Consider the following 19,902-nt stretch of genomic DNA (forward strand, 5'->3'; position numbering starts at 1 on the left):
TCAGGCAGCACCGATTTTGTCGAACAGCGGTTGATCTTTCTCAAGATCGCCGCTGGCCTGTACGCGCTGCTTGCGGGCTGCCGCGAAATCGAGCATCCGATTGATGGGCCGTTGCGCCTTCTCGGCGATCAGGCTGTCCACATGCACCTCGCCATGGCCGTGTTCCAAGGCGTCCGCAAGGTTTGACAGACCGTTCATCGCCATCCAGGGACAATGCGCGCAGCTCTTGCAAGTGGCGCTGTTCCCCGCGGTAGGGGCATCGATAAAGGTCTTGTTGGGTGCTGCCTGCCGCATCTTGTGCAGGATGCCGAGGTCGGTCGCCACGATGAATGTCGATGCATCCAGCTTCACGGCCGCGTCGATCAGCTGCGAGGTCGATCCCACCACGTCGGCCTGCGCGACGACGCTTGCAGGCGATTCTGGATGGACGAGCACCTTTGCTTCCGGATGCCGTGCGCGCAGGTCGATCAGTTCCGCGCCCTTGAATTCGTCATGCACCAAACAAGCGCCCTGCCACAACAACATGTCGGCGCCGGTTTGCTGCTGAATATACCCTCCGAGGTGTCGATCCGGCGCCCAAAGGATCTTTTCCCCACGGGCATGTAATTCACGGACGATATCGAGCCCGATCGATGACGTCACCATCCAGTCGGCACGGGCTTTCACGGCAGCACTGGTATTGGCATACACGACGACGGTCCGATCCGGATGCGCATCGCAGAAGGCCGTGAATGCATCGCTGGGGCAGCCAAGATCCAGGGAACACGTGGCATCGAGGTCAGGCATCAGGATACGTTTGCCTGGACTCAGAATCTTGCTGGTTTCACCCATGAAACGAACGCCGGCGACCACCAGTGTCTGCGCCGGGTGATCACGCCCGAAGCGCGCCATTTCAAGTGAATCGGCGACGCAACCACCGGTTTCCTCGGCGAGGGCCTGCAACTCGGGGTCGACATAATAGTGCGACACGAGCACCGCATTCTCCCGCGCCAGCAATGTCTTGATCCGGGCTTTCAGCGCGATCTTTTCTTCCGGCGACGACTCGGGCAATACCTTGGCCCAGGCTTGGCCGATGCTGCAACTGACATTGCGGGCATCGGGGCGGTCGAATGTAATCGGGCGACTTTCCGGTGTTGCCGGCGCGTAAGCACCAATCAAACCTGACTGGGATGGATTTTGCGTATCCGCGATGACCGAGGTCGTCATGCCGTCTCCTTGGCGCATCCGACACGGATTGTCGGACCGAAAGCGCGTTGCAAGTCTTGGGGCTTGCAATCAAAGGAGCGATTCTAGCGGAAAACCGGGTCGATGCGAGGGAGCCGGAGCGAGCGGCGCCCGTGAAGTAAGGCAGCGCCACGCGCCCGAGTGGGACGAGCAGCTTCCATGGAAAGGATCGTTTGCCTAGAACGAGGACGCTGCCGCGGAAAGGATGGCAATCGTGGAAGCAGAGAAGATCGTAAAACCGATCAGGCGGCGCTTGTTCAATTCGGACCAGAGGATTACACCGGTAATCGAGAGCATGATCATTGCACCACCGAACGTATCGGCGAGCAGTATCCATGCAGGCGACATGCCGTTGCTTCGATGCAGATTCTCGATGACACCAATGATGTTGTGTTCGACCCGCGTGACCTTGACCTCGGATGAACCGGCCCAATAGTCTGCGTCGATCAGGTGATCAGGACCGGCGAAACGGATCTGCCAATGTTCGGGTTGCTGTACAGTCCGGTCGCCCCATGCCACGGCCTGGGCCTTTTCCTTTACAGTCCGCACGGGCGCATGGTTGAGTTGCAGCGACTGACGCAGCCACGCCGCCAGCGCCTGCGGCGTACCCCGCGCCTCGGACGGCACCGGGAGTTGAACGCTGGAGCGCGTGGGGGGCGGCATTGGGATACGCATCACCGCCCGATGATTTTGCAAGATGCCAGTCATGCCGAACAGTAGCCCCGCAATCGCGCCCCAGAGGCCAATCCAACCATGAATACGCCGCAACCATTTCAAGAAGCGGTTGCGGGCGAATCCCTTCGAGACGGTGCGTGCCGGCGGTGCGGCGGTGACGGTTTGCATCTGATGAAAATCAGGGATGTCAGGTGCGCGTAATGTACTAGCAATTTCTTTAATTAGCAATGATTCTCAAGTGCATTTGAGACGTTGCTACAGTACCGATTTTTTCAGCGTAATACGCCTCGGTCATTGGCTGAGTCAGGGATATGCGGCGCATCGCGATATCGATTTTGAACGCACACATCGATTCCCCAAGGCAGTGCGCGTCAATATCCGGGAAGGCGACACACGGTAGCGCGTTCGGTGCCGCAGGTGATCAGAACGCCACGAACGGGCCGGCGCCCCCTGGTGTAGACACGCCCGAGATTGCCGTGAACACGCTGCGGCCATAAAAAAACGGCAGGCCCAGGTCGAGATCGCTCATGCCGCTAGGATAACCGGCCAGACCGGGCAGGGCATTGTTGCCGCCGTTGTTGGCCTGAAAGGTTGTCACGGTGTTGTCGACGACAAAGGAAATGGCTGCGGACGTCGCATTATCCGATCCGGTCAGCGTGGCGGACTGGGTCATCGATGCGCTCGGGCAGTAGAACGTGCTGAAGCCGCTCTGCGAGCATTGCGTAATGTTACTCGGGAAATAGATACCGTTCGAACCGCTGTCTAGAAACGACGTGATCGCGCTGCCGTTATATTGGCCGTTGAATGTCAGCCCGTTTGTTTTCAGGATCGTGGCTGATCCCAAGGTGTTATTGCTTGCGGTGCCGATGCCGAAGATCAACAGGCCCGTCGCGCTGCTTTGGCCTCCGCTCGCAATGGCGGGTAGTTGCAGCACGGTGCCATTGTTATCGGCCGCAAACTGGGTCACCGGATGCGGTAGTTGTTGCGCAACGGGCAAGGTGATGTCGGAACACACACCTAACGCACAACCGTAATAGACGTGATTCGACGTGCTCGAGGCGCAACCTGTCCCACAATCTTGCGGCAATTGGCCGATGCCGAGTACACCGTTCGCGCCGAAACGGGCGACCGTGTCCACTTCATAGCCCGTCAGCGCGTTGACGCAACTGCTCGGCGCGGACGGAATGCTGCTGTCGTGCATCAAGTGGAGGCGCATTGCCGATGCGCTTTTGCCACCAATCGTCACATCGGCAGTGCGCACGGTGCCCCAGCCATAGCCCGAGGCAAAATTCACGCACTCGGCCAGCGTCGCACCAGAGGGCGCCGCGGTGGTCGGCAATGTAACACTGACAGCGGACGAGATCAGACGCAGCCCGACCGAACCGGTATCGACCAGAATGTTGTCGATGGTCTGACAATTCGCGGTGCCGGTTGCGCACACCGTCACGCTGATCGTGGGAATATTGCGGAATGTATTACCGGCGAGCGAAGGGCCGACCGTCACTGCTACCGCGTTTGCGGCCAGCGCTGTCGTGGACGTTGTCGCGTTATTTGCGCCGACCGTATTTGCGCTGCTGCCTGTGGTACTACCACCGCCACCGCCACCGCAGGCGCTGAGCAAACACGCGGACAAAGCAGCGGCCAGGGCCCAGCGGGTCCGAGAAAAAAACGTCATGATCTGTTCCGAGATTGCGTCGAGCGGATATCGCCGGTCAGCGCAGATTTGCGGTAGTGAAGCCCGGCGGCAACGCGCTCTTCAGGTAGGCCAGGCCACGATATGCCTGCATCATTCCGCCAGAAAATACGACCAGGTCGCCGTTATCCATGGCCATTGGACCGTGGGTGTTGCCCGCTGCTGCGTTGGCGGCAGCGCCGTTACGCATATTGGCCGCATGCGTGCCCAGCAACTGACCGAGGTTCGGCACGGCAGGTCCGGACCATGTAACGGCAAACACGACACCGTTCGTCGATTGATATTCGTTGATGGTCGTGCCCAGTTCCGTCGTGATCGTCGTCACCGTGTATTGCGTCTGCGTAGTCGACACGGTCGTACCGCTGCCCGTGCTGACGGCGAGGACAACAGCGGCGGCACGAGGCTGCGCCGCCGTCAGGTTCCCACCTAAAGCGATGTGGTCCAGCGTAACCGATGAAGCGTTGCCGCCCAATGTTGCATGTGCCGGCATTGCAGACCACATCAGAAGCATGGCAACCATCAATGCGGCCAGCGAGGAGAGAACCGCGGACGGACCGCGCGTTGCATCACCCTGCACAATGAACTCCGCTTTCGTTGCGCGACATCCGGCGAGTGGCGGGCGTTGGTAAGAATTACTATATTGACGAGGCATTTTTCTTTAAAAACAAGCGTGGAACCAAGCTGTTCCGATTAATTTAAAAATCCGCCCGCTTTTGCATACATCTTACGTATTAATGCGACGAATTTCCGTGAATTCCCCACCCGCACCAGATGCCTCTCGGTTAGTTACTACCGTTTGTTTTTCATCCGTGCATGGATTGAAATCTTACACGATCGTTTGAACGGTATGGTCAATTCAGGCTAATCTCTCGATTAAAACAACAGTTTGACGTTGTTTTTATGTCTGATAACTATGATTTTTATAATATACAAACGTACGCATTTTAAAATACATACGTCCGTAGTAATCCGAAATAATTGATTGGGTATTTTGCTGGGATGTCAGGCGAAAGATATGGAAAATACCGATGAAAGACGATTGTTGCGCTAGAAAGCATGCATCATCAGGTATTCGTCATAACTTAATGTTCCGTGAGCCTTCGTCGATATAATGAAAATATCGAAAAATGCATGCTCAAATTGGCATTTCCCGTGCGATGCGACGCAGTATTTGATATTTTTCGCTGTCATCGAGGGTTTTCCATGCTTTTATTTCTGCCCGTGAACGGCGACATCCCGTGCAATACGTACGTGTGACCTCATCAAGTTTGCAAATATTGATACATGGTGAACCTGCTGGCGTGGTTGATAAGGCCATCTGAATTTTTTTCAAAAGATATGGATGATTTTCCGAGCATAGATCGCTGGTATTTTCTAAAGTCATAACGTCGGATCGGTAAGCGTTGCCACCAGCCATTTGGGGTTCGATGGCCAGTAAGCATGAAAGTAAGTGGCGGTAATGGCTTGGTGGCGATAAACCGCCTCGCCCGGCGTGTGCCGTGTGGCGTGGCGGGTGACGCTGCTTGGTGCGAGCGAGGTGGTCGAACGGGAGTAATGGAAGGTGTGCCCCCGTACTTCCCCCTGCGGGGTTTCGAGTAGATGCATGCCGAGTGCCGCCAGTTTGGGCTGCATTATCGACTCGCCGGGCAAGGCGCCGAGCATCGGCCAACGCTGTCCTTCGATATCGGTCAAGCCGTCCATCAGGTAGAGCATGCCACCACACTCCGCGAGGGTCGGAAGGCGGGCGGCAACATGGGCTCGAATGGACGCCGCCGTGCGTCGTGCACGGGCAAGCGCCGCAGCATGCAATTCAGGATAACCGCCCGGAAGCACCAAGGCATCCGCATCGGCCGGCACGGGCTCGTCAGCGATGGGCGAAAACGTCGCGATGCGTGCGCCCAACGCCAGCAGCAGTGCGAGATTGGCCGGGTAGAGGAAGGAAAACGCGGGATCACGGGCAATGGCGATGCACTTGCCCGCAAGGGGATGGTGTGAAGCATCATTGTGCAGCGTCCGCCCGACATGATCGCTGGCCGCGCGTGAGGCCACCGTGCCGCCGGAATCGGTCACGGGATCGCGGAAGATGGCCGCTGTCGGCAAAATCGCGCACATCGCCCGATCCCGGGCGGCGTGGTCGTCTCCGGGAGTAGCGCTATTCACGACGGCCGGCGTATTCGCACCGCCATCGGCCTGCTGGCCTGCGTGTGCCACACCCAGTTGCGTCAAGGCCTGGGCCAATCCGTCGGCCGCGGCATCGAGGCGACTATCGAGATCCGCGATCTCCTGAGCCTGGGTGAGCCCAAGGTGCCGATCCGGCAACGTTATCGCGGCATCGGGCGGTAGATGCCCACACCAGTGAATATCGTCTGAGAGACTCGCTTTCAGGCTGGCGGCGTGAGTAAGGGTGGCCACGCGGTTCGCCAGTACCCCATGAAACGGGAGCGTCGGCCTGTAGCGTGCAAGGCCAAACGCCAGCGCCCCGAACGTGTGCGCCATGGCTTGCGCGTCGATTACCGCGAGCACCGGCACGCCGAAGCGCTCTGCGAGGTCCGCGCCGCTTGGCTGTCCATCGAACAGTCCCATGACCCCTTCGATCAGAATGAGGTCGGCTTCCCGCGCCGCATCGGCAAGGATTGTGCGGCAAGCCTCTTCGCCGACCATCCATAGATGAAGCGACCAGACCGGCGCGCCCGAGGCCCGTGCCAGAATCATCGGGTCAAGAAAATCCGGACCGGTCTTGAACACGCGTACGCGCCTGCCTTGGCGCGTATGCCAGCGGGCAAGCGCCGCGGTAACGGTGGTCTTACCCTGGTTTGACGCCGGGGCGCCGATGAACAATGCCGGGCACGAAGCCGCACCAGGCTGGCGTGGTGAGGACGTTCCCATCAGAATTCCACGCCGCGTTGCGCCTTCACACCTTGTTCGCGGTAAGGATGTTTGACAATCCGCATCTCGGTGACCAGATCGGCAGCCTCGATCAAGGCGTCGGCGGCATGCCGCCCCGTGACGACGACGTGCAGCATCTCCGGCCGGGACTGCAGGACGGACAGGACGTCGTTCAATGGCAAGTAGTCGTACTTCAAAACCGTATTCAGCTCATCGAGAATCACCATCTGGAACGCGCCACTCTCGATCATCCGACGCGCGACGTCCCAGCCTGCGCGCGCGGTGGCAATGTCTTCGTCGCGATTCTGCGTATCCCACGTATAGCCGTGCCCTACGGTAACAAATTCACATTCCGCATAGGCCTGCAAAAGATCCCGCTCCGCGGTATGCAATGCGCCTTTAATAAACTGAACGACGCCCAGGCGCATGCCATGACCGATGATCCGCAATCCCATGCCAAATGCGGCCGTGCTTTTACCTTTGCCGTTGCCGGTGTTGACGATCAAAAGTCCTTTCTCGCGCGTGGCGGCGGCCTGTTTCTTGTCGAAACCGGCCTTGCGGCGTTGTGCCATGCGCAGATGCGCGTCCTCGTTTTCGGTTCCATTGACCGTCGGGGCGGTTGACAGGCCCGCCGCGCCTTCTACAGGCACGACGTCATTCGATTCGGATGACGGGGACGGTTGGGGGAGGGTGGGCTCGGACATCGTTAGGTATGGTCGAAAGACAGGCGACAAGTGGGCGCGTCGGATCCAGGATAAAGGTGTGTGCGATATCGCGGTACCGCGACGGCCGCCGCGCCGTGGCGCGGCGACTGGGCTCCGACGATACCACAGACCATCCAGATTGCTGCCGGCGCAAATTGGTGTTTCTCGCATGGCACGTCAGCGAGGGTGCGATGCACCAGTGACGCCGCAGTCAACGACCGCGACCGTGACGCTGCCGAACACCGACTTTCGTAGTGCCAGAATCCCCTCGGGGCAGGCTGCGCGGGCCGCGCGCTCACAGATGTTGTCGAGGCCGACGTGCCGGTGCGCGACGGAGGTCGGAATCGGCGGAGGCAGCCCCTCGTCCCTGACAGACAAGGCGCTGTCGCGTGCAAGCAGAGATGCCACTGAAAAGAACCGCAGTGGCAGTGCATGCCTTGCGGCGAATGCAAGCAAGCCGGCTTCATTGCACTTTGCGTCGATTGACGCGAGACAGCGCACGGTCAAATCCGTCTGCGCCAGCGATGGCTGGAGGCGTGCCATGGCTTCCCGCACGGCACCTTCAATGGCATCGGCCGAAACACCACGACGACAGCCGATGCCCACGACCCATCGCCCACCACCCTCACTTGCGTCCACGCCGCGTCGACTTTGTTCGGGCGACGACATGGAAAGCGGCGATTGGTCTGAATGCGGATTCGGTAAAACCATCTTCTGGAGAGGGGCAGTCATGGCCCTTAATCAATCAGCAACACCGGGAGGCTATATGGATAGGGCGTTTCGTCGACCGGGCGTTACACGTGCAACTGCCCGAATGCCTGATGGTCTCATATTCGATGACCTGTTCGTCATCTCCCGGTCACGTTTACGCGCCGTGTTGTAGGCAAACTGCAAGCAAGCCTGGCCCATGGGCAGGCGATAACACCGTAGGATCAGGGAGAGCAACCGGGCGAATGCCCATACCGACTGCCGATCGATTTCGACTCGCGCGTTGACCTGCCGCTTGAGGGCAGGCCGCTCTTCCCGCATCTCACGGCTTGCAACCGCGTTCGGGAGAATGATATGACAGCGAAGCAATTATCGATGGTTGTGTTTGTCGGCTTGGCATTGAGCAGCCTTGGCAGTCTACCGGCAGCGCGCGCGGCAACGCACGAAACGGCCACCGCGATACGCTCGGCGAAACACATCAGCGCACACACGGGCCAGCATCAGAAAAGCGCGATGACGCTCGATGATCGGCGCAGCAATCTGATCCGGGATTGGTGCAACGGCACGCTGCAGAATGACGCTGGCGATGCAAACTACCCGCCAACGCGAGAAAGTATCCAATCCACCCGCAGTCGGCGTGCGGGACGCCCCATCCCCGGTAACTACGGCGCGCCGGTACCGGGTTACGAGAACGGCTGTCCGTAAGCGTGTGCGACGCCGGGGCGTTACCGCGGTTCCAGGACGTAGCCCATGCCCCGCACCGTATGAATCAGGCATGGAATGCCAGGGAGATCGATCTTGGCGCGTAAGCGGCGAATTGCCGCATCGACGACATTGGCATCGCTATCGAACTCGGTGTCCCATACGTGTGCGAGAATCGTCGTGCGCGTAAGCACCTGGGAGGCGCGGCGCATCAGCAACCACAGCAACGAAAACTCTTTCGCTGTCAGCAATATCTGGTGCGCACGCCGCTGCGCCTTGCGTTGCGTCAAATCCAACTGCAGGTCCGCAACCTGCAACCGCGTGGGTGCTCGTATCGGACCACGACGCAGGATGGCATTCACCCGCGCCACGGCTTCGGCAAGCGCAAACGGCTTGTGAATGATATCGTCCGCGCCTTCGTGCAAGGCATCCAGTCGCTCGGAAAGGTTGTCGCGATCGCTCAGCATCAGCGTCGGCGTGGGTCGGCGCTGCTGTATCTCGCGCATCAGCGCGAGACCGCTAATATCCGGCAGCGCGGTGGCGATCACCAGAAGATCATGTTGCGTTTCGACGGCGTCATGCCGGCCTGTCCTGCCATCAACACATGTATCGACTGTATGACCTGCCTGCGTCAGTGCATCACGCAGGCCCCATGCCGTCGTTCGATCCGCATCGATGATAAGGATTTTCATGTGCCTGATCCTATCGACTTTGCATTAAACGCGCATTGGGACCGGTCGCAAGTGGACGATTGCGCCTGCATGTGATGGTGTTTGCCCGTGCCGCCTGCTTGCTCGCCGCAGCGCTATAATCGGCAGCCGTGCAAAATATCGTAACGCCGACCGGCGCATGCGGCAACCGCTTTGTCAGGTCCGCCGATTTACCTTTATGTTGTCAGTCTGGGAAACCATGTCGTGCCATGTCTGACCCCATACTCTCAGGCGCCGCTTCAGGCGCTGGATCGTTGCATGCCGAAGGCATCGTGTCCGAATTTGTCTCAATGTTAATCCGGCAGGTCTCATCGATCTTTGCCCCTGAAGCGTCCTTTGTCGTTCTTGGCATTCCCGTGACGGCGACCCTTCTGCAATGGATCGCGGCGGCTTGCCTCTGCATGGTCCTTGCAACCCTGTTCGCGCGGCGCAAGCATACACATGTCGAGCCGCCCTTATGGTGGGCGCTGATTCTGGGGGGCGTTGCCGCACGGGTAGTCTATGTTGCTCGGCACTGGGCGGCGTATATTCCTGACGGTAGCGGCGACGTGGGAGACGTCGCGCGTTCGTTCGCGGCGGCCGACGTATGGCACGCGATCGGGGCGATGCTCGATGTGCGTGACGGCGGCATGTCCGTGGTCACGGGATTGCTTTGCGGCTCGCTCGTTCTGGTTGCGGCCGGATGGCGTCGGGCGAGCTTGCGGGCACCATTGGCCGCGACGGTGTGTGCGGCGATCATTGCCTGGTGTGGTGCCGGCGCGGCGCTGCACGCCGGTGCCGCCAGCCGGCCAGCATTGCCGAATTGGACCTTCGCGGACGCGCAGGACGCAGCATTGATGGCCGTGCCGCTCCATGGCGCGCCACGACAACCAACGGTGGTCAATTTATGGGCCACGTGGTGCGGGCCATGTCGTCGCGAAATGCCGGCGCTGGCCCGTGTGCAGGCCGCGTATCACGGCATCCACATCGTTTTCGCCAATCAGGGCGAGACGGTGGAACGGGTGCGCGCGTATCTGGCGTCCACCCATCTGGTCCTGGACAACGTCCTGATGGACCATGATGCCCGTCTCGGGGAGCATTATCATAGTAGTGTCGTGCCCACCACACTGTTCTTTCACGCAAATGGCCGTTTTGCGGCGGTGCATTTTGGTGAGTTGTCCGAGCCCGCTTTGCGCGCGACCCTGGATCAGTTGCAATAGTCCCGCGAGGACGACCGGGCCCAGGCACGGGGCGTGCGGTCTTGACGGGGCAATGGGTCGGGCCTAGACTGCACGCGTGGCCGGCGCGAGGATACTCGGCGCCGGCGTTTTCTTTTTGGCGTGCCGGCAGCCGGTGCGCATTTCGCGGTCCGCCGCCCAGGAGCGCCAGCATGCAGTTGCGCAAGATTCCCGTTACCGTCGTTACCGGTTTCCTCGGCAGCGGCAAGACCACGTTGCTGCGTCATATCTTGCAGCATGCCCAAGGCAAGCGGATTGCGGTGATCGTCAATGAATTTGGCGAAATGGGCATTGATGGCGACATCCTGAAGGGCTGCGGTATCGGTTGCGACATCGATGCCGATGGTAACGTGGGGGCGGAGCGTGCCGGAGAACTCTATGAACTCGCCAATGGCTGCCTGTGCTGCACGGTCCAGGAGGCCTTTTTCCCGGTCATGGAGGCATTGGTGGAGCGCCGCGACCAGATCGACCATGTGCTGATTGAAACGAGCGGCCTAGCTTTGCCGAAGCCGCTGGTGCAGGCGTTCAATTGGCCATCGATCAAAAATAGTTTCACCGTTGACGCGGTCATTACGGTTGTCGACGGCCCCGCGGCCGCGAGCGGCCAGTTCGCGGCCAATCCGGCGGCAGTGGATGCGCAGCGTCGCGCGGACCCGAATCTGGATCATGAATCGCCGCTGCATGAACTGTTCGAAGACCAGCTCTCGGCAGCTGACCTCGTCATCCTGAACAAGATCGATATCCTCGATCCCGCCGATCGTGACAAGGTGGAAGCGCTGATTCGGGGCGAGATTCCGCCGCATGTCAAGATCGTCCCCGCGTCGATGGGTAAACTGGATCTGCACGCGCTCCTGGGGCTCGAAGCGGCATCGGAGGAAAGTATCCATCTCAGGCATGACCACCATGGCGCGGACGACCCGGATCACCACGATCACGATCATGACGCATTCGATTCCGTTGTCGTCGAGGCGTCAGTGGCCGGCCGCGCGGAACTGATGCAGGCACTCGATGCAATGGTGTCCGCGCATACGATCTACCGCGTTAAGGGTTTTGCCGCGCTGCCTGGGGCGGCGATGCGTCTGGTCGTGCAGGGCGTCGGACGCCGTTTCGACGGATATTTTGACCGGCGGTGGACGGCCGCCGAGCGCGAGTCATTGATGATGGCGGACGGCGCCATGCGGAGTCGCTTCGTGTTGATCGGTGAAGATCTGGACGGGCCTGCGTTGCAGCGGACTTTTGATGCGGCTCTGCGAACGTTCAGCGGTTCTGGGGAGGCAACGGCACCGGCTGCCGGCGCGCTCGCCTGAGCGCGCCGAGTCCGCGACGCCTTGTGCTGACGCATGCACTTACTCCGCACCACGCCAGGGGGATTCGTCGACGACAGCGCCGGCGTGATCCGTATCGAGCAGACACCGGCCGACATCGTCGTACTGAGTTCGGCCGATACGACGCTGGCTTTGCTAGCGCAGACCTATCAGCGTCTGCAGCCCGAAGGTTTGCCGACATTGCGTCTGGCCAATCTTGCCTTCCTGCGGCAACCGGCGGCCATCGACTTCTATGAAGCGGATGTGCTGCGCCACGCCAAGGTGATGGTTGTCGACCATTTGGGCGGCGATAGTTATTGGCCGTACGGTATCGAACGGGTCACCGCGATCGCGCGAGAGCAGGGCAGCACCTTGGTGATGTTCTCCGGTGACTTGACCGAGGATGCCAGCCTTACCGCGCGCAGCACGGAATCACCGCAGACATGCCGGCAACTCTGGCGCTATTTGCGCGAAGGGGGGGCGGTCAACGCGGCATCGTTCCTGCGCTACCTGGCGTATCTGATGGATCGCCTCGCCTTGCCGCCGCCGCCGGCGCCGTTACCCGCTGTGGCGCTCTATCATCCCGATGTCACCGTCGCGACCCTTGCCGATTGGCAGGCGCGTTGGCATCGATGCGACGGTAATGGCGGCTTTGCGCCGGTGGCGGCAATCGTTTTTTATAAAGCGCACTTGCAGGCGGGCAATACCGCTGTATTCGATGCGTTGGCCGACGCCTTGCTGGCGCGCGGGGTGAATCCCCTGCCGATCGCCATCACGTCACTGAAAGACACACTGAGCGTGGACGGCGTGCGCCAGGTTTGCAAGCAGGCAAACGTCGGCGTCGTGTTGAACACCACGGCGTTCGCGGCCGCGTCGATAGATCGCGACGACATCGATGACGCCGACGCCGGCACTGCTTTTACCGACATGTCGGCGACACCGGCTTCGGTCGAGGTCTTCGGTGATGTGCCCGTGCTGCAATTGATTCTCAGCGGCGCGAACCGCGACGACTGGCTGGGCGACGAGCAGGGACTGCGTGCCCGGGATGTGGCGATGCATGTTGCGTTGCCGGAGGTCGACGGCCGTATTATCACGCGCGCGATCAGTTTCAAGGGGCTCGATTACCATTGCCCGCTGACCCAGGTGGATGTGGTTCGGTACCAACCGGACCTGGAGCGCGTGGCGTTCGTCGCGGCGTTGGCGCAGCGCTGGTGCCGTCTGCGGACACTGCCCGCGGCGCAAAAGCGCGTTGCCTTGATACTGGCGAATTATCCGCAATCGGAAGGCCGGATCGGCAATGGCGTGGGGCTCGACACGCCTGCGTCGGTGACGAGGATACTGACGGCCCTGGCGGAACAGGGTTATTCATGCAGCGCGCCCCTGCCATCCGACGGCGCCATGCTGATGGCCGCGCTGCGCGAGGGTGTGACGAACGACCCATCTAGCCGTCCATTGCGCGCCGCCTGGCAAAGCCTGCCGATGCGCGAGTATCGACGGATGTTCGATGCCTTGCCTGAGGCATTGCGGACGGCGGTGCGCGCGCAATGGGGGGAGCCGGAAGACGACCCGACGGTCCGACAAGGTTGTTTCATGATCGCCGGCAAGCGATATGGCAACGTGTTCGTCGGTATTCAACCGCCGCGTATCGTTAGCGGGCGGCACGTGGGCGGCAGTAAGCGTATCGCGGATGCCAACGGCGACATCGACGTCTATGCCAGTTACCACGATGGCACGATCGCCCCGCCACATGGGTATCTCGCGTTTTACTGGTGGCTGCGTGAAAGCTATGTGATCGATGCAGTCGTCCATGTGGGAAAGCACGGTAACCTGGAGTGGCTGCCGGGCAAGAGTGTTGCCTTGTCCGCGCACTGTTGGCCGGATGTAATTTTGGGTCCGTTGCCCCACCTGTACCCGTTCATCGTCAATGATCCGGGCGAGGGCAGCCAGGCCAAGCGCCGCGCGCAGGCCGTCATCATCGATCACTTGATGCCGCCCCTGACGCGTGCGGAGAACTACGGGCCTTTGCAGGATCTCGAACGGCAGGTAGACGAATACTATGAGGCGCTCATGGTCGATCCGCGGCGCGCGGTACTGCTGCGTCGATCGATTTTGCGGACGATTGTCCAGAACGGTCTGCACGAAGAGTTGGGCGTGCCGCTGCCTTCGGACGATGGCGGCGCATTGAATGGTGCGGACCGCGAAAATGAGGACGCCTTGCTGACCCGCGCGGACGCTTACCTGTGTGAGTTGAAGGAAGCGCAAATCCGCGATGGTTTGCACACATTCGGTCTTTCTCCGACGGGCCGCCAGCGACGGGATACCCTGCTGGCCCTGGCGCGTTTTCCGACAGGGGACGGCCAGGGGGCGCGAGCGGGGTTGATCCAGGCGTTAGCCCGTGACCTCGGCTTGTGCGGCCGGCATGACGCAAACGGCGACGCCGCCGTAAGCCTTTCGGCACACGCGACCCCGCATGCCGGTGGCGATGCGACGCCTCAGTCGCGGGCAATGGGCATGCGCCCGATGCCCGATGGGGAAGGAGGGGTTGTCGCGCAGGATTACGATCCATTGCGTGCGGACCCCGCCGCGCCCTGGACGGGACCCCGGCCGGTCTGGCTGGCACAGCAGGGTGACGATGCATGGCGCCATCACGGCGATACGCGGGAGCGGCTTGAGCGGCTCGCCTTGGCTTTGCTCGAACATCGCGATGCGGCTCCCCCCTCGGCTGGCGACGATGGCGCAATGTCGCGCTATCCGCTACGCGAATGGCCGACGGTGCGTGCCGTGATGTCGCGTATCCACAAGCAGATCGCGCCGCGGCTCGATGCCTGTGGCACGCAGGAAATGCGGCAGTTGCTCCGCGGATTGGCGGGGCGTTTCGTGCCGCCCGGCCCGAGTGGCGCGCCATCGCGTGGGCGGCCTGACGTGTTGCCTACCGGGCGCAATTTCTACTCGGTTGACACGCGTGCGCTACCCACGCAGTCTGCCTGGGCGCTTGGATTGAAAGCCGCCAACCAACTGATCGAGCGCCACCTGCAAGATCATGGTGATTTTCCACGCGCCGTTGGTTTGTCGGTGTGGGGAACGGCGACGATGCGTACCGGGGGGGACGACATGGCGCAGGCATTTGCGTTACTCGGGGTCCGTCCGAAGTGGGCCGCCGGATCACACCGCGTCACCGATTTCGAAATACTGCCGATCAGCATTTTCAATCGACCCCGTATCGACGTCACGTTGCGCGTCTCCGGGTTTTTCCGCGATGCTTTCGCCAATCTGATCGATCTGTTCGATGCGGCGGTACAGGCCGTGGCGGAACTCGACGAGGATGCGGAGACAAACCCGATCCGGGCGCGTATCCGCCTCGAGCGAGATCAGCTCGTCGCGCAGGGCGCGTCGGATGATGAGGCCCGTCGGCGCGCAGGGTGGCGCGTTTTTGGTGCGCGGCCAGGGGCCTACGGCGCAGGCATTCAGCAGGCACTCGACAGCGGTGATTGGCAAACGGACAGCGATCTCAGCAACGCCTATCTGCGTTGGGGGGGGCATGCGTATGGCAAGGGTGATGCGGGCGTACCCGCCGAGGCCATGCTCGCCACGCGTCTGAAAGCGGTGGATGTGGTCGTGCAAAATCGGGACAACCGCGAACACGACGTGCTCGATTCCAGCGATTACCACCTTTTTCAGGGGGGCATGACGGCTACCGTGCGACATCTCTCGGGACACCAGCCGGCGGTTTATGTCGGCGATCATAGTCAGATCGATGTACCGCGCATCAAGACCCTGCAGGACGAAATCGCGTTTGTCATTCGTTCGCGGGTCGTCAATCCGAAATGGATCGATGGTGTGAAACGCCATGGCTACAAAGGAGCTGCGGAACTGGCGGATACCGTGGACTGCGTCTACGGCTATGACGCCACCGCGCGGGTCGTGTCGGACCGGCAGTATGCGATGATCACCGATGCCTATCTGCATGATCCCGGCACGCGCGCTTTTCTGTCGGAGCATAATCCGCAGGCCCTGCAGGCGATATGTGCGCGGATGCTGGAGGCGATCGGGCGAGGGCTTTGGCAGGAACCCGGTGATCACCAGGACCGCATCGAGCAATATCTGCTGGAAGCCGATGCGATGACCGAAGGCGGGGTTCCGTCGTCGGACATCGCGCCATTGCAATCGGCCGATGTGTTCGCGGCACCTCATGTAAGATAGAAAATGACTTCGCTTTCCGCAGCCATCGTCTCCGATTGTCCCTCTTCCTCCGCGATGTCACCTTCGTTTCCATTCGTGGCATTGGTGGGGCAAGCGCTGTTGCAACAAGCGCTGCTGTTGGTCGCGGTTGACGCGGGTATCGGCGGCGTCTTGATCACCGGGCCCCGTGGTACCGCGAAATCCACGAGCGCCCGCGCGTTGGCGGCGTTGCTCGCACCGGCTCCGTTTGTCACATTGCCGCTGGGTGCCAGTGAAGCGCAACTGATCGGCTCATTGGATCTGGATGCCGTGCTGCGAGAGGGCGCCGCGCGATTTGCCCCAGGCTTGCTGGCCAAGGCCGATGGCGGCGTGTTGTATGTGGATGAGGTCAATCTACTGCCGGATGCGTTGGCCGATGCGCTGCTCGATGCGGCGGCGAGTGGCGTCAATGTTGTCGAACGGGATGGCGTGTCGCATCGGCACGCGGCGCGATTTGTACTGATCGGTACGATGAACGAGGAGGAGGGCGAACTGCGTCCGCAATTGAGCGACCGGTTCGGTTTATCCGTCCTGCTCGAGAATTATGCGGACGTATCGGTGCGAGAGTCCATCGTTCGATCCCGGCTCGCGTTCGACCTTGATCCTGCCGCGTTCGTGGCGGCACATGCCGCGGCAAGCACCGCGTTGGGCCAGCGGCTACATGCGGCGCGGCAGCGCATAGGCGGGTTGGCGTTCAGCGATGCGGTGCATCGACGCGTATCCGACTGGTGCCTCGCCGCAGCCGTGGACGGTGTCCGTGCCGATCTAGTGATGCTGAAAGCCGCGCGTGCCCAAGCGGCGCTCGATGGGGATGCCGCGATATCGGTTGGGCATGTCGATCGGGTTGCGCCGCTGGTCCTGCTGCATCGCCGTCAAGCCGAAGGGCGTCCAGCCACATCGCATGCGTCGGCGTCCGCGTTGCCGCCCGTTGATACGCCCGCGTCGGCTGCCCCGTCCCATTCCGGTACACCGTCGCGCGATGCCGACCGTGCTTCCGGTGTCGAGGACGGCGCGCGCGAGGCAGCCCCATCCGGTAGGCTATCCGGATCACCTGGCAACGCGTTGCATGCATCTCAAGATTCCGGGCCGTCATCGATGCAGCAGGCTCACCGGCGCGACGAGACACGCCCCGGAAGAGACACGGGTACGTCGCCAGATGGTGATCCAGACAGAGATTGGGGATATCTGGCGCCCGAGCCGGTACCCGTGGCACAGGTGAAACCCGTTCGTGCCTACGACCCAAAAAAAGTCTGACCCGTCGTGACAACGCCGGTCCCGATGGTGCAAAAGATCCCGGGATGTCGCGACAATGGGCTGAGGCGAATGCGTTATCACGGTCCCCCATCGATGGACGGATGCGGCGGCGACACATCGAAGGGCAGGATGTTGTGCGGCATCACGCTACCGTGGCGTGGCCGGACACGCTATTGGCGGCACGGGGTCAACCTTTGGCCGTGGGTCACTTGCGCGCTGTGCAACGCGGCACGGCACGCCCCACACGTACCGTATTTCTGCTGGACTGCTCGGCATCGATGGTCGCGTCGGGTGCGCTCGCACATGCGAAAGGACTTTTGATGTCGTGGTTGAGACGTGTGCGAAAACGCGATGCCCACGCTGTCGTAATCGGTTTTGATGGGAGGGGCGCGGCCGTGCATTTTGGGCCTGGTGTTCCGCGCGGATGGCATGCGCGATGGCTGGCGCCTCTCCCGGGGGGCGGTGGCACGCCATTGCAGCGCGGCGTTGACGCCGCGTGCACGTTCGGCCGTCGCGGCAAGAACGGGGGGCCACTGAACGGTCGCGTTGCGCTGGTCCTTCTGACGGACGGGCTCACCAATGCATTGCCGGCGCGACCTGAAGGATTCGATACCATCGATATCGTATTGCCGTCGGGTGGCGCGAACGGGCCAGCGCACGACGCGATGCGGCGACACGTAGGGGAGCGCCAGGCGGCGCGGCTTGCACGGATCTGGGGCGGCGTTTGCGTTGTGCGTTGAGGCAAATGGGATAGCAGTGCAACGAGGAGCGTAACGCAATGTCGGCAACACACGAAAGCACGAGAGAAAACGACAAGGCCGCCGGCGGCACGACCCAGGTCGCGCTTGTCGTCGGCGGCGGAAGCGGGATGGGAGCGGCCGCCGCGCAACGGCTGGCAGCGGACGGCTTCAAGGTTGGTATCCTGTCTTCCTCAGGTAAAGGGGAGGCATTGGCTGAACGTTTGGGCGGTCTGGGCCTGACCGGGTCGAACCAGTCAAACGACGACCTGAAGCGATTCGTGGATCTGGCCGTGGTACGGTGGGGGCGGATCGATGTATTGGTGAACAGCGCGGGCCATGGCCCACGGGCACCCATTCTCGATATCACGGACGACGAGTGGCACAAGGGCATGGACACCTACCTGCTGAATGTCGTCCGTCCTACCCGACTGGTCGCGCCGGTCATGCAGCAACAAAAAGGCGGCGTGATCATTAATATCTCGACGGCATGGGCGTTTGAACCCAGTGAGATGTTTCCGACGTCCGCGGTGTTCAGGGCGGGCCTGGCGGCATTCACGAAGTTGTTCGCGGACAAGTACGCGGCCGACAACGTGCGCATGAACAACGTGCTGCCTGGTTGGATCGACAGTCTGCCCGAACGCGATGAACGTCGCGCCATGGTGCCGATGCGCCGATACGGCACAGCCGAGGAAATTGCCGCCACGGTAGCGTTCCTGGCCTCGCCTGGCGCTGGGTATATCACTGCGCAGAACATTCGTGTAGATGGCGGGTTGATGCGATCGGTGTGACACCTGTCACGCTATGTCTTGTAGCGGGGCGCAAGGGATATGCGGCGATCTTGGCGTGTGGGGCATTCGATGAACAATAACAATGGCGCCTGAGAGTCAACGCGCGTCGCGAAACGCACGTAGATGGGTGTTCATGGTCTGTAGCATGCGGTTCGATGCAACGGACAGCTTGCGTCCGACTCGCGTGATCAAATGCGCCTGCCCGTTCATCAGCAACGGATGATCGAGCGGGATGGCGCGCAATTCACCTGCGTCCATTTCACTGCTGACCGCAAAGGGTGGCAACACGGTCAGGCCGAGACCGGATTTGACGAACTGCTTCAGGATATCGATCGAGTTCGTCGTCACGCCGAGACGGAAGGTGATTTTTTCCGCATATTCCACCGCTTGCAGCATTTGCCGCGTGCCATACGACGGATGCGTGACGGCCAATGGATAGGTCGCCAGTGTCTGGATCGTCATCGGCTTTGCCGGGTCCGGCCAGCGAAATGCAGGACCGACGATGGCCATCATCGGTTGCGTGCATACCGCCCGCGACACAATTTTGGGATCGGTCGGCGGGTTGTAGACAAGACCAATTTCGCCCTCGTCCTCTGAAATCCTCCGCACGACTTCGTTCGTGCCCGCCATATCGAGATTCACGGCGATATTCGGGAATTGCTTGCAGAACACCGGCATGGGTCCGAAAAGCACGTCTGAAACAAAGCCTTCCCCCAGCACGACGTTGACATGACCCGTACGCAGGCCGCTGAGGGCTTGCAGTTGTGACAGCAGGTCGTCGCGATGCGCCAGTTGCTCGCGAAAGTATCCCACCACCAATTCGCCGGCCTCGGTCGGCTTGACGCCGCGGGCATGTCGCTCGATCAACGACGTACCCAGTTCCGCTTCCAACAGACTGATTTGGCGGCTAATGGCCGATGGCGCGACATTGAGCCAGTCCGCCGCAGCCCGGATCGTGCCACACCGGACCGCTTCGAATAAATAGATGATCCGGCTTTCGGTCAATTGTTCAGGCATGGCGTCGAGTGTGCGAATTATTCGAACAAATTCATTATTGGCGTCGATGGATTATACGGCCG

General features: G+C 61.1%; 15 protein-coding genes and 2 pseudogenes. 7 read left to right on the plus strand and 10 right to left on the minus strand.

Annotated elements, in window-relative coordinates; genetic code table 11:
- The 8 genes and pseudogenes from nadA to WM40_RS07440 all read right to left on the minus strand — a co-directional run bounded on the left by nadA (position 1) and on the right by WM40_RS07440 (position 7,914).
- The gene (gene nadA / locus WM40_RS07410) at positions 1–1,206 is read right to left on the minus strand and encodes a quinolinate synthase NadA (protein ID WP_082102502.1); all 1,206 of its coding nucleotides are present in this window, start codon (positions 1,204–1,206) and stop codon (positions 1–3) included.
- Positions 1,207–1,401: 195 nt separating this feature from the next.
- Complete coding sequence (locus tag WM40_RS07415; protein WP_024904420.1) at positions 1,402–2,067, minus strand: PepSY-associated TM helix domain-containing protein; 666 nt, start codon at positions 2,065–2,067, stop codon at positions 1,402–1,404.
- A gap of 253 nt (positions 2,068–2,320) precedes the next feature.
- A complete protein-coding gene (locus WM40_RS07420) occupies positions 2,321–3,574 on the minus strand; it encodes a DUF3443 family protein (RefSeq protein WP_024904419.1) in 1,254 nt (417 codons plus the stop codon).
- A 37-nt stretch (positions 3,575–3,611) separates the two neighbouring features.
- Positions 3,612–4,244 carry a DUF2844 domain-containing protein gene (locus tag WM40_RS27765; protein ID WP_052738218.1) on the minus strand — a complete coding sequence of 211 codons (633 nt, stop codon included), beginning with the start codon at positions 4,242–4,244 and terminating at the stop codon, positions 3,612–3,614.
- Positions 4,245–4,802: 558 nt separating this feature from the next.
- Positions 4,803–5,009 (minus strand): annotated as a pseudogene (locus WM40_RS28670) (DUF1289 domain-containing protein); the annotation flags it as partial.
- On the minus strand, positions 4,973–6,478 hold the full coding sequence (locus WM40_RS07430) for a cobyrinate a,c-diamide synthase (RefSeq protein WP_046152537.1): 1,506 nt from the start codon (positions 6,476–6,478) through the stop codon (positions 4,973–4,975). The gene WM40_RS07430 and the pseudogene WM40_RS28670, both read right to left, overlap by 37 nt.
- Entirely contained in the window at positions 6,478–7,182 is a 705-nt protein-coding gene (gene cobO / locus WM40_RS07435) for a cob(I)yrinic acid a,c-diamide adenosyltransferase (RefSeq protein ID WP_024904416.1), read from the minus strand. Before cobO ends, WM40_RS07430 begins: the two co-directional genes overlap by 1 nt.
- A gap of 177 nt (positions 7,183–7,359) precedes the next feature.
- Positions 7,360–7,914, minus strand: a complete 555-nt coding sequence (locus WM40_RS07440) for a cobalamin biosynthesis protein (protein ID WP_096335591.1) — start codon at positions 7,912–7,914, stop codon at positions 7,360–7,362.
- A gap of 330 nt (positions 7,915–8,244) precedes the next feature.
- On the opposite strand from WM40_RS07440, the gene WM40_RS07445 reads away from it, so the two are divergent.
- Positions 8,245–8,595: a hypothetical protein gene (locus tag WM40_RS07445; protein ID WP_024904414.1), complete on the plus strand. Its 351-nt coding sequence runs from the start codon at positions 8,245–8,247 to the stop codon at positions 8,593–8,595.
- A gap of 20 nt (positions 8,596–8,615) precedes the next feature.
- Here WM40_RS07445 and WM40_RS07450 read toward each other — a convergent pair whose 3' ends face one another.
- Complete coding sequence (locus WM40_RS07450) at positions 8,616–9,284, minus strand: winged helix-turn-helix domain-containing protein (protein WP_024904413.1); 669 nt, start codon at positions 9,282–9,284, stop codon at positions 8,616–8,618.
- A gap of 227 nt (positions 9,285–9,511) precedes the next feature.
- On the opposite strand from WM40_RS07450, the gene WM40_RS07455 reads away from it, so the two are divergent.
- From WM40_RS07455 to WM40_RS07480, 6 genes and pseudogenes are all read left to right on the plus strand, one after another.
- Positions 9,512–10,501: a TlpA disulfide reductase family protein gene (locus WM40_RS07455; RefSeq protein WP_082102493.1), complete on the plus strand. Its 990-nt coding sequence runs from the start codon at positions 9,512–9,514 to the stop codon at positions 10,499–10,501.
- A 170-nt stretch (positions 10,502–10,671) separates the two neighbouring features.
- The gene (gene cobW, locus WM40_RS07460) at positions 10,672–11,826 is read left to right on the plus strand and encodes a cobalamin biosynthesis protein CobW (RefSeq protein ID WP_024904411.1); all 1,155 of its coding nucleotides are present in this window, start codon (positions 10,672–10,674) and stop codon (positions 11,824–11,826) included.
- Between the two features lie 33 nt (positions 11,827–11,859).
- Positions 11,860–15,957: pseudogene (gene cobN / locus WM40_RS07465) on the plus strand (cobaltochelatase subunit CobN); the annotation flags it as partial.
- A 69-nt stretch (positions 15,958–16,026) separates the two neighbouring features.
- Positions 16,027–17,295: an AAA family ATPase gene (locus WM40_RS07470; protein WP_046152538.1), complete on the plus strand. Its 1,269-nt coding sequence runs from the start codon at positions 16,027–16,029 to the stop codon at positions 17,293–17,295.
- 44 nt (positions 17,296–17,339) lie between these two features.
- Complete coding sequence (locus WM40_RS07475; RefSeq protein WP_157685100.1) at positions 17,340–18,035, plus strand: vWA domain-containing protein; 696 nt, start codon at positions 17,340–17,342, stop codon at positions 18,033–18,035.
- Positions 18,036–18,073: 38 nt separating this feature from the next.
- A complete protein-coding gene (locus WM40_RS07480; RefSeq protein ID WP_046152539.1) occupies positions 18,074–18,823 on the plus strand; it encodes an SDR family oxidoreductase in 750 nt (249 codons plus the stop codon).
- Between the two features lie 96 nt (positions 18,824–18,919).
- On the opposite strand, the gene WM40_RS07485 is transcribed toward WM40_RS07480, so the two are convergent.
- The gene (locus WM40_RS07485) at positions 18,920–19,840 is read right to left on the minus strand and encodes a LysR family transcriptional regulator (RefSeq protein ID WP_024904406.1); all 921 of its coding nucleotides are present in this window, start codon (positions 19,838–19,840) and stop codon (positions 18,920–18,922) included.
- Between the last annotated feature and the right edge of the window lie 62 nt (positions 19,841–19,902).

It is taken from the genome of Robbsia andropogonis (assembly GCF_000970345.1).
Classification (GTDB): domain Bacteria; phylum Pseudomonadota; class Gammaproteobacteria; order Burkholderiales; family Burkholderiaceae; genus Robbsia; species Robbsia andropogonis.